Consider the following 14,837-nt stretch of genomic DNA (forward strand, 5'->3'; position numbering starts at 1 on the left):
GGCACGACGATGCGGTCGAATGAACTGACGATTGTTGCCGAGGCACCGGCTCGCGGTGCGGGGCTGAATCAGGTGATCGGGCTCTCGATCGCCGCGGTGGTGATCACCCTGCTGTTGCTGTGGGTGGGCCATGCCCATCGCACCCGTCGCATCACCTGGTTGACCCGCCTCGCCGACAAGCTCGGCGAGAAGTTCCACCGCCCCGGCTGGGTCGCCCTGCCGGTTCTGGTGTTCACCACGTCGATCATCTGCGCGTTGTTCGGCTTCATCTGGGACGTCAGCTGGCATATCGGCAACGGCCGCGATCCCGGGCCGCTGGCCAACCCGGCGCACTACTTCATCATCATCGGATTGTTCGGCATCTTCCTTGGTGGGATGACGGCGGTCGTGCTGCCATTCGACCAGCCCGGCCCGGCGGCAGTGCGGATCACGCAGAACTGGCGCGCGCCGGTCGGCGGCGTGCTGATGGCCGGTTGTGGGATGTACGCGATGATCGGGTTCCCGCTCGACGACATCTGGCACCGAATCTTCGGCCAAGACGTCACCCTCTGGGGCCCAACGCATTTGATGATGATCGGCGGCGCCTGCTTTTCGCTGTTCGCGGTGCTGATGCTGGAGCGCGAGGGTGAGGCCGAAGAAGGCGAAGACGTCTACCACGGCGTCTTCATCACCTTCCTGCGTTACCTGTCGTTCGGTGGGTTGTTCATCGGCCTGTCGGTCTATCAGATCGAGTTCGATTTCGGCGTCCCGCAATTCCGCCTGGTGTTCCAACCCATGCTGATCGCCGGCGCTTCAGCCCTGGCGGCGATCGCTGCCCGCATCACCATGGGACGAGGCGCGGCCCTGATCTCGGCCGTCTTCGCCATCGCCCTGCGTGGTGGTGTCGCCTTGCTGGTCGGGCCGATACTGGGCGCTCCCATCAACTGGTTCCCGCTCTACCTCGGACCCGCGCTGGCAGTCGAGCTGGTCGCGCTGACCCCGCTTCTCAAGCGCCCCATCCTGTTTGGCGCCGTCGCCGGGCTGGGCGTGGGCACGGTCGGGCTTTGGCTTGAGTCGCTGTGGATCGCGGCGGTCTACCACTACCCCTGGCCGATGAGCATGTGGCCCGAGGCCCTGGCCATGGCCGTGCCGGTTGCGATCCTGATGGGTATGTGCGGCGCCATGTTCGGCATGGTGCTCACCGGACAGCGCCTCCCCGGGCGCGCCATCGGCATCTCTGTGATCGTCGTGACGGTGTTGGTGATCGGCGGCGCGGTGGCCAACGGCTTGCACATCGTGGTGCCCGGCCAGAACAACGCCACCATCACGTTGACCGATCTGCCCAGTCCGCCGGGGCAGCGCATGGTGTCGGCCGACGTCCAACTCCTACCCGCCGACATGGTCAGCGACAATCCGGACTGGCTGACGATCCTGTCCTGGCAGGGGCGCATGAACAACGACCGCGGCCTCGTCATCGACCGGCTCGCCAAGGTCGGGCCGGGACACTACCGCTCCACCCAGCCGGTCCCGGTCTGGGGAGATTGGAAGACCCTGCTCCGCGTCCAGGACGGCCGCACGATGACGGCCGTGCCGATCTGGGAACCGGCAGACTCCGCCATTCCGGCCCCCGAGGTCCCCGCGCTGGCATCGAGCACCCGGCCGTTCGTCCTGGAGGTCACCATCCTGCAGCGCGAACGCGACCAAAGCGCGCCGGCGTGGTTGTTCACCGCGGGCGGGATCGTGGTGCTGTTCCTGACGCTCATGGTGATCGCCGGCTTGACCTGGGGCGCCGGCCGACTCAACAACTCCCTCGCCGAGCCGGAACCGGTGGAAGACAAGCAGCCGATTCCTCGGGCGGCGTAGGGCCATGTCACTACGGGGCACGCTGGGAGCGGCGGGCGCAGCGGCGCTGGCCTGCGGCCTGGTCGCCTGCAGCGGCGGTTCTACGGGCAAATCTCCGGCCGCACCGCTGACGATCGACGTGACCATCGCAAACGGGCAGGTCACTCCGACCAACGCCACGTTGCAGGCAAAGGTGCACCAGCAGATCACCCTGCACGTGACCAGCGACGCCGCCGATGAGCTGCACGTGCATTCGACGCCCGACCATAAGTTCCAGGTCGCGGCCGCGCCCAACCAGACGTTCGGGTTCGCCGTCGACGTTCCCGGCAACGTCGCGGTGGAGCTGCACCATCTGGACCGCACCGTCGCAACCATCCAAGTGCGGTCGTGAGCTCCGCCGCCGCGGCGGTGGTGCTCGCGCACGGACTCGGGGGGTCGGGCGACCTCCCGGTGCCCTACGCCTACGCGATGGTCGGGGCGGCCTGGGCGCTGACGTTCACCTTCGCCCTGGTGGCTTTCGCGTGGCGCCGGCCGCGGTTCGATCCGCTCAAGCCGGGGCGTCCCTTGCCGGCGGCGCTGACGACGTTGGTCGATTCCCGGGCGGCGCGGTGGTCGGCGGCCGCGGTGGCCCTGGCGTTCGCGGCGTGGGCGGTGGCCGCCGGGGTGTGGGGTCCCGAATCGGAGTCCAACGCGCTGCTCGGCGCGTTCTACGTGCTGCTGTGGGTCGGGCTGGTGGCACTGTCGTTGGCCTTCGGACCGGTGTGGCGGGTGATTTCGCCGATGCGCACGGTGTATCTGCTGCTGCGACGCATCGCCCCGGAGCGGCTGGGCCGCCCACGGCTGTCCTACCCCGAAGGCTGGGGCTATCGGCCCGCGGCGGTCGGCCTGTTCGCCTTCGTCTGGATGGAGCTGGCCAGCCCGAATTCTGCGTCACTGCCGTGGGTCAGGACATGGATAGCCTGCTACGCCGTGCTGATGCTGGTCGGCGCGTGGCTGTGCGGGCAGCGCTGGCTGGCCCGCGCCGACCCGTTCGGCGTTTACAGCGTGGCCGTCTCCCGGCTCTCGCCGTTTCGGCGCAACCGGGAGACCGGCCGGGTCGTCATCGGGAACCCGCTCGACCATCTGCCGTCGCTGCCGGTGCGGCCGGGTGTCGTCGTGCTGCTCGCGGTGCTGCTCGGCTCGACGGCGTTCGACAGTTTCTCGTCGTCGCCGACGTGGCGCGGCTTCTCCGACCAGGTCACCCGCGAATTCGGGGCGCCCCCGACCTTGGCGTCATCGACGCTGCGCACCGTCGGCCTGATCGTTTTCATTTGCGTTGTGGCACTGACGTTTTCACTCGCCGCACGCGCCACCGGCGGGGTGACCGCAGAGCATCGCCGCGAATTGCCCGGCGAGATGGCACATTCGCTGATCCCGATCGTGGTGGGCTACATCTTCGCGCACTACCTGTCCTATCTCGTGGAGCGCGGACAACAGGCGCTCTTCGCGCTGGCCGACCCCTTCGGCCACGGGTGGAATCTGCTCGGCCTGGCGCATCTGCACGTCGCCTACGTGTTGTCCATGCACCCCCCGGTGCTGGCCGCGGTCAAGGTGACCTGTGTGGTCACCGGGCACATCGTCGCGGTGATCGCGGCCCACGACAAAGCGCTGCGGCTGCTGCCCACCGGCCACCAGCTCACCGGGCAGCTGACGATGATGCTGGTGATGGTCGGCTACACCTTCACCGGTTTGTATCTGCTCTTCGGGGGGTAGGCGTCGGGGCGTGCGCTTCGTAACGCCATCGCGAGAAGCGGCGCCGTGGCGTCGGGGACACCAGGGGAGTTGATGCGCCCGAAAGAGTCGGCTCCCCCGGACGAGCAGGCCGCGGCCCCCAAGAGGCACCGCCCGCGCGCGCTGTCGTGGGTCAGCATTCAGTCCAAAGTCATGCTGATGTTGCTGGTGTCCAGCCTGGCGTCGCTGGGTGTGATCGGGACTGTCGAGTACGTCGCGGCGCGCAATGCGCTGCTGCCCGCGGCTTCCGAGCGCATGACGCAGTTGCGCGAGGCGCAGAAACGCGCGATCGAGACGCTGTTCTCGGACTTGTCGGACTCGCTGGTCGTCTACAGCCGCGGATCCACCGCGCTGGACGCGGTGCAGGCCTTCACCGCCGGCTTCGACCAGCTGGCCAACGCGCCCGTCGACCCCGGGCAGCAACGCGCGCTGGTGGACTTCTACAACGAGCGGCTGATCAAACCGCTGGAGCGCGACACCGGAAACAAGCTGGCTCTCGATGCCTTGCTGCCGACCAACAACTCACAGCGATATCTGCAGGCGCACTACACCGTTGCGGCACATGGGACTCCGAATGGATCCGCACCCGACGACGCGGGCGACGGCAGCGCCTGGTCGGCCGCCAACGCCCGCTTCAACGACTACTTCCGCGAGATCGCCACCCGCTTCGAATACCGCGACGCGCTGCTGCTGGACACTCGCGGCAACGTGGTCTACACCGTCCGCAAAAGCGCCTCGCTGGGCACCAACGTGCTCACCGGCCCGTATCGACAGTCGAACCTGCGCGGCGCCTACGAGAAGGCGATGGCGGCGAACTCGGTCAATTTCGTGTGGATCACCGATTTTCAGCCCTATCAGCCCCAGCTCGGGCAGCCCATCGCGTGGTTGGTCGCGCCCATCGGGCCGCCGGGCAGGCCCGCCGGGGCGCTGGCGCTGCCGCTGCCGATCGCGAAGGTGAATCGGATCATGACCGCGGACAAGCAGTGGCGTGCCGCGGGCATGGGCCAGACCGCCGAAACCTATCTCGCGGGCCCGGACAATCTCATGCGCTCCGACTCGCGGCTGTTCATCGAAGACCCGCAGCGATATCGGCGGGAGGCACTCGCCGCCGGCGCTCGCCGCGAGACCGTCGACACCGCGATCAGGTGGGGCGGCACCACACTGGTCCAGCCCGTCGCCACCCCGGCCGTGCTTGCCGCGCAACGCGGCGAGACCGGAACGGTGACCGACACCGGCTATCTGGGCCGGCGAGAGCTGGCGTCTTACGCTCCCTTGTCCCTGCCGAATTCCGATTTGCACTGGTCGATCGTGGCGACCAGGGAAACCTCGGAGGCCAATGCCCGGGTGGCGTCGCTCACCCAGACGCTGATATTGACAACTACGGCAATGGTATTCGTCATCTGCGTGGCCGCGCTGCTGGTCGCCCAGATATTCGTGCGGCCCATTCGCCGGTTGCAGGCCGGGGCGCGTGAGATCGGCGCCGGCAACTACGACGTCGCGATCCCGGTCACCTCACGCGATGAAATCGGTGAACTCATGGCCGCTTTCAACGACATGAGCCGCAACCTGCAGATCAAAGAGGAACTGCTGACCGAGCAGCGCAAAGAGAACGACCGGCTGCTCGCTTCGTTGATGCCCGAGCCGGTGGCGCGGCGTTATCGCGACGGGGAACAAACCATCGCCCAGGAGCACCAGGACGTCACCGTCATCTTCGCCGACATCGTCGGTCTCGACGACATCTCCGGCAAGCTCTCCGGCCGCGAACTGGTGGGCATCGTCGACGAGTTGATCCGGGAACTCGATTCGGCGGCGGAATCCCTTGGCATCGAGCCGATTCGCACACTGCACAACGGATACCTCGCCAGCTGCGGCCTGAACTTCCCCCGGTTGGACAGCGTCCACCGCACCGTCGAATTCGCCATCGAGATGCAAGACATCATCGCGCGCTTCAACAGCAGGACGGGTTATCACCTGGGACTGCGGGCCGGCATCAACACCGGCCATGTAATCAGCGGACTGGTCGGGCGATCCAGCATCGTCTACGACATGTGGGGGGCGGCCGTCAACCTGGCCCACCAGACACGCAGCAGCACAACGCAATCCGGAATCTTCGTCACCGCACAGGTATACGAGGTGATGCGTGACATCCGCCGATTCACTCCGGCGGGCACCATCACCGTCGGCGGGACCGAGCAACAGATCTGGAAGTTGTCGGAAGGGCAGGAATAGTGACAACCTTCGACTCGTCATCGCTTTATTGGGCCGCCGGTGTGGTGTTCGGCCTGCCGCTGCTGCTGATCGCGCTGACCGAATGGCACCAGGGGCTGGTCCGCAAGACGAGTCCACTGGCGCGGCCCGTCCTGCTGTTGCGCAGTTATCTCATCCCGCTTGGCGCCCTGCTGGTGCTGCTGGTGAATGTGGCCCAGATGCCCGCGCAGTTCACGTCGGTTCGGGTGCTTGCGACGGTGTTCGGTTTCGTGGTGCTGGTGCTGGTGTTATCCGGGCTCAAGGCAACGGTTTTCGAAGGTGCACCGCAGGGGTCCTGGCGCCAGCGGATCCCGCGCATCTTCCTCGACGTGACCCGATTCGTGCTGATCGGGGTCGGGCTGGCGGTCATCTTCTCCTACGTCTGGGGTGTGCGCGTCGGCGGCCTGTTCACCGCGCTGGGGGTGACCTCGGTGGTCATCGGCCTGATGCTGCAGAATTCCGTCGGCCAGATCGTGTCGGGCCTGTTCATGTTGTTCGAGCAGCCGTTCCGGATCGGTGACTGGCTGGACACCCCATCGGCCCGCGGCCGGATCGTGGAGGCGAACTGGCGGTCCGTACACATCGAGTCCGGTCACGGGCTTCAGATCACCCCGAACTCGGTGCTTGCCACCACCTCGTTCACCAATCTCAGCCGCCCGGCCGGCGGGCACCAATTGACAATGACCACAACGTTTTCCGAGATCGACCCGCCGGATCGGGTGTGTGCGCTGCTGGAACGGATTGCCAACGCATTGCCGCAGCGCAGGCCCGGCGCGGTGGCGGCGTCGGTGCCGACCGGAGGGGCCGAGTACCGGGTCAGCGTCGGGCTGACGTCGCCTGCGGACGACTCCGCCGCGCAAGCCGCGTTTCTGCGTTGGCTCTGGTACGCCGCGCGGCGCGAGGGCCTGCACCTCGACGGCGCCCAGGACGACATCTCGACGAGCGAGCGCATCGAGAGGGCGGTGCGGACCGTGGTGGCACCGGCGCTGCGGCTCAGCCCACAGGATCAGCAGGCCCTGGTGTCGCACGCGAAAATCGTTCGCTACGGGGCGAATGAGATCGTCGAGCAGGCCGGTCACGTTCCCGCCAGAATGACGTTTCTGCTCGAGGGCGGCGTGCGGTTGACCGCCACAGCGACGGATGGAACGGTGGTCGCGGTCGGGGGGCTGGACGAGGGCTCGTTCCTGGGTGTGACCGCGCTGACCCGACAACCCAACCTGGCCGACGCCCAGGCCATCGGCGAACTGACCGCGCTGGAGATCGATCGCGATCACCTCGTCGAGCTGGTCATGGACAAGCCGCTGCTGTTGCAGGACCTGGGCCGGGCCATCGACGAGCGGCGCGCCCGGGTGCAGGCGGCCACCGCGCCGGTGCTGGCGGACGCCTAGCCACCGATCAGGTGTTCGACCTTTTTGTTGCCATCCCAGCGACGCAAACCCGCGAAATTGCCCTCGATTTGGGTGGGCCGGCCCGCGACGCGCAACGCCCGCCCGAGTTGGGCGCCGCCGACGCGGCGCGCCAGCGTGACGTGCCCGGTCCACTGACCGGGCAGGCTGTTGGGCATCGGGCCGGGCTTGCAGTGCGGAGCACACACCCGGTGCACCTGCGCGTGCAGGGCCAGCAGTTCGCCGGTCGGCACCACCAACCGCGCGAAAACCGCACTGGCGCGCCCGAATAACACCGGTGCACCGATGAGGCAGCGCTGCGGCAGCCGCTCAGCGACGGGGCGCAGCAGCGCGTCGACGTCGGCGGCGATGCCTTCGGCCACGGCCAATGTCACATGCGGCCGGCTGGCGGGCGCCTGACTGGGTATCCCCGCCGTGGCCAACGCTTCCCAGATGTTCCGGATAGCCACCTCGGTATCGCGGTCGAAGACCAGCTCGATGGAGTGGACCATCAGGCCACCAGGGCGGTGACCCAGTCGCGGTCGAACGCCGTGGCGCACAGCGTCGCGAACTCGGCGGTGTCCAGTAACGCCGCACCTTCGGGCAGCACCGCGCGCACCGCGGCCAGCCGGGCCAGCGCGGACCGGTTGGTCGTCTCGACCACCCCGGGCCGCCGGGGCCAGCTGCCGATGACCAGGCCCGCACACGAAAGCCCCTGTGCGGCAATAGATTCCAGGGTCAGCGCGGTGTGGTTCAGGGTGCCCAGCGCCGGGCCGACCACGACCAGCACCGCGGCGCCCAGCGCGACGGCGAGATCGCGTGCGGTGACACCGTTTTCGCCGAGTTCGACCAGCAGCCCCCCGGCGCCCTCGACCAGCGTCAGCCGCCCCGGGCGGTCCAGCTCGCCGATGAGCGCCAGCAGCTGCTCGCGGGTGGGCAGCGGCATTCCGGCCGCCTCGGCGGCGGCCACCGGCGCCAGCGGCTGCGGATACCGGCCGAGTCCAGCCAGCTCGCTCACCCCCGACAGCCGGGCCACCTCGGCGAGGTCGTCGTCGCCGGCGTCGGTGCCCGTCTGAACCGGTTTGCACACCGCGACGTCGAGGCCGGCCTGACGAGCGTGACACGCCAGTGCCGCGGTGGCGACCGTCTTGCCGACCCCGGTGTCGGTGCCGGTGACGACCAGGACCGTCACCGGCGCGCCTCAGCCGAGCGTGGCGAGCACATCGGTCAGCACGCGCCGCGCGACCTCGAGTTCGGCGTCGTCCAGCGACGCGCGGGCGGTCAGCCGCAGCCGCGACGTCCCGGCGGGCACGGTCGGGGGCCGGAAGCAGCCCACCCGCACGCCGGCATCCAGGCAGGCGGTCGCGGCGGCCACCGCCACGTCCGGGTCGCCCAGGATCACCGACACCACCGCCGACTGCGGCACCTCGGCCACCCCGCACGCTTCGGCGAGCATGGCGGCATGGCGCAGCACCGCGGCCGCCCGCCAGGGCTCCGACCGCAGCACGCCCAGCGCGGACCGTGCGGCGCCCACCGCCGCCGGGGTCAGGCCGGTGTCGAAGATGAAGGTGCGCGCCGCGTCGATCAGATGGGCGCGCACCGACGCCGGCCCGAGCACCGCGCCGCCCTGACTGCCCAGCGCCTTGGACAGCGTGGTGGTCATGACCACGTCCGGCGAACCGGCCAGCCCGGCCTCGTGCAGCAGCCCGCGCCCGCCGCCGCGCACCCCCAAGCCGTGTGCCTCGTCGACGATGAGCAGGGCGCGATGGCGACGGCACGCCTCGTGCAGTTCCCGAAGCGGCGCCAGCGCGCCGTCGGTGGAGAACACCGACTCGGTGATGACGACCGCGCGCTCCTCGGGGCGCGCGGCGAGCGCCGCCTCCACGGCGCCGACGTCGCGATGCGGCGTGATCGCCACCCGCGCCCGCGACAGCCGGCAGGCGTCCACCAGCGACGCGTGCGAATACTCGTCGGAGACCAGCAGCGAACCCCGGCCCGACAACCCGACGACGGCGCCCAGGTTGGCCGCGTAGCCGGAGGAGAACAGCAGCCCGGATTCGGCGCCGGCGTAGTCGGCCAGCTCGGACTCGAACTGCTGGTGCAACTCGGTGTCCCCGGTGACCAGCCGGGACCCGGTCGCCCCGGCACCCCACATGCGCAGCGCGGCGATCCCGCCATCGATCACGTCGGGGTGTTGCGAGAGCCCGAGGTAGTCGTTGGAGGCCAGATCCAGCTCGGTGGCGACCGCGGGACGCGGCCGCAGTGAACGGCGCAGCCCGGCCTCCCGGCGTTGCCGTTCCACCGCTTCCAGCCAGGCCAGCGGGGAAACCTCGATCGGTGCCTTCATCGGCGTTCAGCCTACGAGGTGGGCGACCTGCACCATCGCCGAGGTGATCTGGGCGACCTCGTCGGGCGTGCAGATGTAGGGCGGCATCGCGTAGACCAGGTTGCGGAAGGGGCGCAGCCAGACGCCGCGGTCCAGGGCCGCGGGGGTGGCGACGGCCAGGTCGACGGGGCGCTCGCACTCGATGACGCCGATGGCGCCGCACACCCGCACGTCGCTTACGCCGGGCAATGCCCGCGCCGGCTCGAGTCCGGCCGCCAGGCCGGCGCCGATCTCGCCGACCCGCGACCGCCAGTCCTGCCCGAGCAGCACCTCGACGCTGGCCACTGATACCGCGCAGGCCAGCGCGTTCGCCATGAACGTGGGGCCGTGCATCAGCGCTCCGGCCTCGCCGCCGCTGATGGTGTGGGCGATGTCGGCCGTGCACAGGGTGGCGGCCAGGGTCAGATATCCCCCGGTCAGCGCTTTGCCGACGCACATGATGTCCGGGCTCACGCCTGCGTGGTCGGCCGCGAACAGCTCGCCGGTGCGCCCGAAGCCGGTGGCGATCTCGTCGAAAATCAGCAGCACCTCGTGCCGCCGGCAGATGTCGCGCAGGTCGCGCAGGTATCGCGGGTCGTGGAAGCGCATGCCGCCGGCGCCCTGCACGACGGGCTCGACGACGACGGCGGCCAACTCGGCGGCGTGCCCGACCAGTTGCTCCTCGAACTCCGCGCTGTAGCCGGCGTCGTAGTGCCGCGGCACCTGCGGGGCGAACACCTGGCGGGCCAGGATGTCGGTCCACAGCGAATGCATGCCGCCGTCGGGGTCGCAGACGCTCATCGGCGTGAACGTGTCGCCGTGGTAGCCCCCGCGCCAGGTCATCAGCCGGTGCTTGCCGGGCCGGTCGCGGCTGCGCCAGTACTGCAGCGCCATCTTGACCGCCACCTCCACCGACACCGATCCGGAGTCGCTGAAAAACACCGTCTCCAGACCCGCCGGGGTGATGTCCACCAGCAGCTGGGCCAGGCGCGCGGCGGGTTCGTGGGTCAGCCCGCCGAACATGACGTGGTTCATGGCGCCGAGCTGGGCGGACAGGGCCGCATCGAGCACCGGGTGGCCGTGCCCGTGAATCGCGGTCCACCAGGAGCTCATCGCGTCGAGCGCCTCGAGCGGCCTGCCGTCGCGGATCAGGGTGAGCCACGCGCCGCGGGCGCCGACCGCCACCACGGGTGCGACGGATTCGGCGCCGATGGTGCTGTAGGGATGCCACAGGTGCGCGGCGTCGATCGCGCTGATCTGATCGGGCGTCAGGCCGGCCTTTGCCGCGGGCATAGTGATCGAGGGTAAAGCAGCCGATTCGCGCAAAACTCCGACGTCGGGAAGCATGGGACATCATGGCCACGCCGCAGCAGCCCGACAGCGCAGCGCCCGGAGCCGAGGCCGGGCCGCCGCCGGGGCCAGGCTGGTCCCCCGACACCCACTACCCGCTGCTCGAGTACGAGGACGAAGCTCCTCGGGTGCTGCGCGTGCGGGTGGCGCCCTGGGACATCGCCTGCACGGTAGCGCTGCTGATCCTGCTCGCGGTGCTGGCCACGGCGACGACCTGGCCGACGCGGCTCTTCGGCTTCTTGGCGAATGTGTGCGAGGACGAGACCTGCGGGCCGGTTCCCTATGGGCTCGACCTGTATATCCACCCGGTGGTCTGGGGCGGCATCGGTGCGGCCATGACCGCGGCGGTCATCGGGCCGGTCGTTTCCCTGCTCAAGGGCTGGTACATGTCCTTCTGGCCGGTGCTGTCGCTGGCGCTGGTGATGGTCAGCTCGATAGCCGGATCGCTGCTGACGATGTTCAGCGAACGCTACTGGCTTTGATCACGCCGCCGCCGGCCGTTGGCGGACGTGCGAATCCGTAGCCGACTGAGACCGAAATCACAACTGCGCATACGGAATTGGGCGCGCCCGTCACCATCCGGTCACGGTACGACAAAAAATCCCGCGTGGACCTGGCGGCTAACACCATCTGTTGTCAAAGTGGCTTTTGTGACTGATGTGAATTGAGCGGCCCGACCGCTGATTCACTCGCAAGTGCCATGGACCGCGTTCGGCCCCAGCGTGGGGGCCTCGCTTTGGTTCATGAACCGGGGCGGACGCGCGAAGTCACCGCGCCGAGGCCAGTTGAGCGCCTGGAGAGGCCAGGGAAAGGCCATGAACATGAAACGCATCTACGCCTTCGCGATCGGCTTAGCCCTGCTCGGGGCGCCGATGGTGGTTCCCACCACCATCGCGACCGCCGACCCGGGCGCCAGGTCGATGGACTACCAGCAGGCCACCGACGTGGTGGTCGCCCGCGGTCTTTCGCAGCGCGGTGTGCCGTTCTCCTGGGCCGGTGGCGGCATCAACGGCCCCACCCGCGGCACCGGCACCGGCATCAACACGGTCGGTTTCGACGCTTCCGGGCTGATGCAGTACGCCTACGCCGGCGCCGGCATCAAGCTGCCGCGCTCGTCGGGCGCGATCTACCGAGTCGGCCAGAAGATCGTGCCGCAGCAGGCCCGCAAGGGCGATCTGATCTTCTACGGCCCGGAGGGCACGCAAAGCGTCGCGATGTACCTGGGCAACAACCAGATGCTCGAGGTCGGCGACGTCGTGCAGGTCTCGCCGGTGCGCGCCAACGGCATGACGCCCTACATGGTCCGGGTTCTCGGTGCCTCCGCCCCGGCCCAGCAAGCGCCGCTGCAGCAGGCACCTCAGCAACTGCCCGCCCAGCAGGCACCCCAGCAGGCCCCGCTGCAGCAGTCGCCGTACCAGCAGGCACCGCAGCAGCTGCCCGCCCAGCAGACGCCGCTGCAGCAGGCACCCGCCCAGCACGCGCCGCTGCAGCAGTCGCCGTTCCAGCAGGCCCCGGTGCAGCAGGTGCCGACCCAGCAGTCGCCGCTGCAGCCGACCGGCGCCGGCATCGCCAGGTAATTTCGCGGTCCGTTCTCGACCGTCCGACGCCCGCCACCCGCTCCCCCGCAACCCGGCGCGGAAGCTCAGCGACCCACCTGAGCAGCCGCCGCGCCGTGAGCAGTCGGGAGCCGGTGGCGGGTTTTCGGTAAATTGACTGTCGATCATGCAGACCCCGCCACCGCCTCCTGCGCCGGACGCCATCGCCGATCCGCGGGTCACGGGGGTGCGCAAAGGGGGGTCCGAGGGGTTTTATCGGTACGACCTCGACGGCCTGCGCGGTATTGCGATCGCGCTGGTCGCGGTCTTCCATATCTGGTTCGGCCGGGTGTCGGGCGGCGTGGACGTGTTTCTGGCGCTGTCCGGGTTCTTCTTCGGCGGCAAGGTGATTCGCGCCGCGCTGAACCCCGCTGGGACACTGTCGCCGGTGTCCGAGGTGATCCGGCTGGCCCGACGCCTCGTTCCCGCCCTCGTCGTGGTACTGGCCGGGTGCGCGGTGTTGACCATCCTGGTTCAACCGGAGACCCGGTGGGAGACGTTTGCCGATCAAAGCCTCGCGAGCCTCGGCTACTACCAAAACTGGGAGCTGGCCAACACCGCATCCGATTATTTGCGCGCGGGCGAAGCCGTCAGCCCCCTGCAGCACATCTGGTCGATGTCCGTGCAGGGCCAGTTCTACGTCAGCTTCCTGGTGTTGATCGCCGGCTTGGCCTATCTGTTCGGGCGCCGGATGGGCGCCCGGTTGCGCACCGTGTTCGTGGCGGCGCTGTCCGCGTTGACGGTAGCCTCGTTCGGCTACGCGATCATCGCGCATCAGCAGGACCAGCCGGCCGCCTACTACAACACTTTCGCGCGAGGTTGGGAGCTGTTGCTGGGCGCACTCGTGGGCGCGCTGGTCACCCGCGTCCGCTGGCCGATGTGGTTGCGGACGGTATCGGCCACGGTCGCGCTGGCCGCGGTGCTGTCCTGCGGGGCGCTGATCGACGGCGTGCACGAGTTCCCCGGCCCGTGGGCCCTGGTGCCGGTCGGCGCCGCCATGCTGATGATCCTCGCCGGAGCCAATCTGCGGGGTGGTCGGTTGCCGCTGCCCAATCGGCTGCTGGCGACGCGCCCGTTGGTGGAGTTGGGCGCCATGGCGTATGCGCTGTACCTCTGGCACTGGCCGCTGCTGATCTTCTGGCTGTCCTACAGCGGCCACAAGCACGCCGGCTTCGTCGAAGGCGCGGTTCTGCTGCTGGTGTCTGGTGTGCTGGCGTATCTGACCAATCGGCTCGTCGAGGACCCGCTGCGCTACCGCGCGTCCTCGAAGCCGGCCGCGGCGGCACCGACCATTCCGTGGCTGACGCGCCTGGCCCGGCCGACCATGGCGCTGGGATCGGCCATCGTGTTGCTGGGTGTGACCCTGACGGCGACGTCCTTCACCTGGCGTCAGCACGTGACGGTCTTGCGGTCGGCCGGCAAGGAGCTCAGCGTCCTCAACCCGCAGGACTATCCGGGTGCCCGAGCCCTCACCGAACACCTGCGCGTGCCCGCGCTGCCCATGCGGCCCACGGTCTTAGAGGTCAAGCAGGACCTGCCCGTTTCGACCCGGGACGGGTGCATCAGCGACTTCGTCAACCCCGCGGTGGTCACCTGCACCTACGGCGATGTGGCCGCCGACCGGACCATCGCACTCGCCGGTGGGTCCCATGCCGAACACTGGCTGCCCGCGCTGGACGTCCTGGGCAGGCTGCACCGCTTCAAGGTCGTGACGTACCTCAAGATGGGTTGCCCCCTGTCGACCGAGCAGGTCCCGTTGATCATGGGCAACAACGCCCCCTATCCCCAATGCCGGGAATGGGTGCAGGGAACGATGACCAAACTGGTCACCGACCGGCCCGACTACGTCTTCACCACCACCACGCGGCCGTGGAACATCAGGGCCGGCGATGTGATGCCTGCCACCTATATCGGGATCTGGCAAACGTTGTCCGACAACAACATTCCCATTCTCGGCATGCGGGACACGCCCTGGCTGGTCAAAAACGGTCAGCCGTTCGACCCGGCGGACTGCCTGGCCAAACGGGGCGGCACCGCGCAGTCATGCGCCATCAAGCGTTCCGATATGCTCTCCGACCGCAACCAGACGCTCGACTTCGTCGCGCAGTTCCCGCAGCTCAAGGTGCTCGACATGTCGGACGCGATCTGCCGCGCCGACGTGTGCCGCCCGGTCGAGGGAAACATCTTGATTTATCACGGCGCCCACCACCTGTCCCCCACCTACGTGCGGACCATGGCACCCGAATTGGGCCGCCAGATCGCCGAGGCCACGGGCTGGTGGTGACCCGCCTTACTCCCTGGTCT

12 protein-coding genes are annotated in these 14,837 nt (G+C 68.8%); 8 read left to right on the forward strand and 4 right to left on the reverse strand.

Features of this window, described 5'->3' with window-relative positions; all coding sequences use genetic code 11:
- Positions 1-9 precede the first annotated feature (9 nt).
- The 5 genes from AC5Y30_RS24310 to AC5Y30_RS24330 all read left to right on the forward strand — a co-directional run bounded on the left by AC5Y30_RS24310 (position 10) and on the right by AC5Y30_RS24330 (position 7,226).
- Entirely contained in the window at positions 10-1,842 is a 1,833-nt protein-coding gene (locus tag AC5Y30_RS24310) for a hypothetical protein (protein WP_499921647.1), read from the forward strand.
- 4 nt (positions 1,843-1,846) lie between these two features.
- Positions 1,847-2,212: a hypothetical protein gene (locus AC5Y30_RS24315; protein ID WP_499921649.1), complete on the forward strand. Its 366-nt coding sequence runs from the start codon at positions 1,847-1,849 to the stop codon at positions 2,210-2,212.
- On the forward strand, positions 2,209-3,573 hold the full coding sequence (locus AC5Y30_RS24320; protein ID WP_499921651.1) for a hypothetical protein: 1,365 nt from the start codon (positions 2,209-2,211) through the stop codon (positions 3,571-3,573). The genes AC5Y30_RS24315 and AC5Y30_RS24320 overlap by 4 nt, the downstream gene beginning before the upstream one ends.
- A gap of 72 nt (positions 3,574-3,645) precedes the next feature.
- Complete coding sequence (locus tag AC5Y30_RS24325; RefSeq protein WP_499921653.1) at positions 3,646-5,820, forward strand: adenylate/guanylate cyclase domain-containing protein; 2,175 nt, start codon at positions 3,646-3,648, stop codon at positions 5,818-5,820.
- The gene (locus AC5Y30_RS24330; protein WP_499921655.1) at positions 5,820-7,226 is read left to right on the forward strand and encodes a mechanosensitive ion channel domain-containing protein; all 1,407 of its coding nucleotides are present in this window, start codon (positions 5,820-5,822) and stop codon (positions 7,224-7,226) included. The genes AC5Y30_RS24325 and AC5Y30_RS24330 overlap by 1 nt, the downstream gene beginning before the upstream one ends.
- Here AC5Y30_RS24330 and AC5Y30_RS24335 read toward each other — a convergent pair.
- Genes AC5Y30_RS24335 through AC5Y30_RS24350 form a run of 4 tightly spaced genes read right to left on the reverse strand, consistent with a single transcriptional unit; the run spans position 7,223 to position 10,881 of the window.
- On the reverse strand, positions 7,223-7,735 hold the full coding sequence (locus AC5Y30_RS24335) for a 2'-5' RNA ligase family protein (RefSeq protein WP_499921656.1): 513 nt from the start codon (positions 7,733-7,735) through the stop codon (positions 7,223-7,225). The genes AC5Y30_RS24330 and AC5Y30_RS24335 overlap by 4 nt on opposite strands.
- Positions 7,735-8,415: a dethiobiotin synthase gene (gene bioD / locus AC5Y30_RS24340; protein ID WP_499921658.1), complete on the reverse strand. Its 681-nt coding sequence runs from the start codon at positions 8,413-8,415 to the stop codon at positions 7,735-7,737. The genes AC5Y30_RS24335 and bioD overlap by 1 nt, the downstream gene beginning before the upstream one ends.
- Positions 8,416-8,424: 9 nt before the next feature.
- Positions 8,425-9,570 carry an 8-amino-7-oxononanoate synthase gene (locus AC5Y30_RS24345; RefSeq protein WP_499921659.1) on the reverse strand — a complete coding sequence of 382 codons (1,146 nt, stop codon included), beginning with the start codon at positions 9,568-9,570 and terminating at the stop codon, positions 8,425-8,427.
- 6 nt (positions 9,571-9,576) lie between these two features.
- Positions 9,577-10,881: an adenosylmethionine--8-amino-7-oxononanoate transaminase gene (locus tag AC5Y30_RS24350; protein ID WP_499921661.1), complete on the reverse strand. Its 1,305-nt coding sequence runs from the start codon at positions 10,879-10,881 to the stop codon at positions 9,577-9,579.
- A gap of 62 nt (positions 10,882-10,943) precedes the next feature.
- Between AC5Y30_RS24350 and AC5Y30_RS24355 the strand changes: the two genes are divergently transcribed.
- The 3 genes from AC5Y30_RS24355 to sucT all read left to right on the forward strand — a co-directional run bounded on the left by AC5Y30_RS24355 (position 10,944) and on the right by sucT (position 14,817).
- Entirely contained in the window at positions 10,944-11,420 is a 477-nt protein-coding gene (locus tag AC5Y30_RS24355; RefSeq protein WP_499921662.1) for a hypothetical protein, read from the forward strand.
- A 339-nt stretch (positions 11,421-11,759) separates the two neighbouring features.
- On the forward strand, positions 11,760-12,515 hold the full coding sequence (gene ripD, locus AC5Y30_RS24360) for an NlpC/P60 family peptidoglycan-binding protein RipD (protein WP_499921744.1): 756 nt from the start codon (positions 11,760-11,762) through the stop codon (positions 12,513-12,515).
- 145 nt (positions 12,516-12,660) lie between these two features.
- The gene (gene sucT / locus AC5Y30_RS24365; protein WP_499921663.1) at positions 12,661-14,817 is read left to right on the forward strand and encodes an acetyltransferase SucT; all 2,157 of its coding nucleotides are present in this window, start codon (positions 12,661-12,663) and stop codon (positions 14,815-14,817) included.
- Positions 14,818-14,837: the final 20 nt, after the last annotated feature.

This window comes from Mycobacterium sp. NGS27 (assembly GCF_059813005.1).

What these genes read in the sequence shown, in the direction of transcription:
- AC5Y30_RS24345 (WP_499921659.1), bottom strand. Translation starts at nt 9,570, where the DNA reads ATGAAGGCACCGATCGAGGTTTCCCCGCTGGCCTGGCTGGAAGCGGTG.
- AC5Y30_RS24355 (WP_499921662.1), top strand. Translation starts at nt 10,944, where the DNA reads ATGGCCACGCCGCAGCAGCCCGACAGCGCAGCGCCCGGAGCCGAGGCC.
- AC5Y30_RS24335 (WP_499921656.1), bottom strand. Translation starts at nt 7,735, where the DNA reads ATGGTCCACTCCATCGAGCTGGTCTTCGACCGCGATACCGAGGTGGCT.
- ripD (WP_499921744.1), top strand. Translation starts at nt 11,760, where the DNA reads ATGAAACGCATCTACGCCTTCGCGATCGGCTTAGCCCTGCTCGGGGCG.
- AC5Y30_RS24315 (WP_499921649.1), top strand. Translation starts at nt 1,847, where the DNA reads ATGTCACTACGGGGCACGCTGGGAGCGGCGGGCGCAGCGGCGCTGGCC.
- AC5Y30_RS24310 (WP_499921647.1), top strand. Translation starts at nt 10, where the DNA reads ATGCGGTCGAATGAACTGACGATTGTTGCCGAGGCACCGGCTCGCGGT.
- AC5Y30_RS24350 (WP_499921661.1), bottom strand. Translation starts at nt 10,881, where the DNA reads ATGCCCGCGGCAAAGGCCGGCCTGACGCCCGATCAGATCAGCGCGATC.
- AC5Y30_RS24325 (WP_499921653.1), top strand. Translation starts at nt 3,646, where the DNA reads ATGCGCCCGAAAGAGTCGGCTCCCCCGGACGAGCAGGCCGCGGCCCCC.
- sucT (WP_499921663.1), top strand. Translation starts at nt 12,661, where the DNA reads ATGCAGACCCCGCCACCGCCTCCTGCGCCGGACGCCATCGCCGATCCG.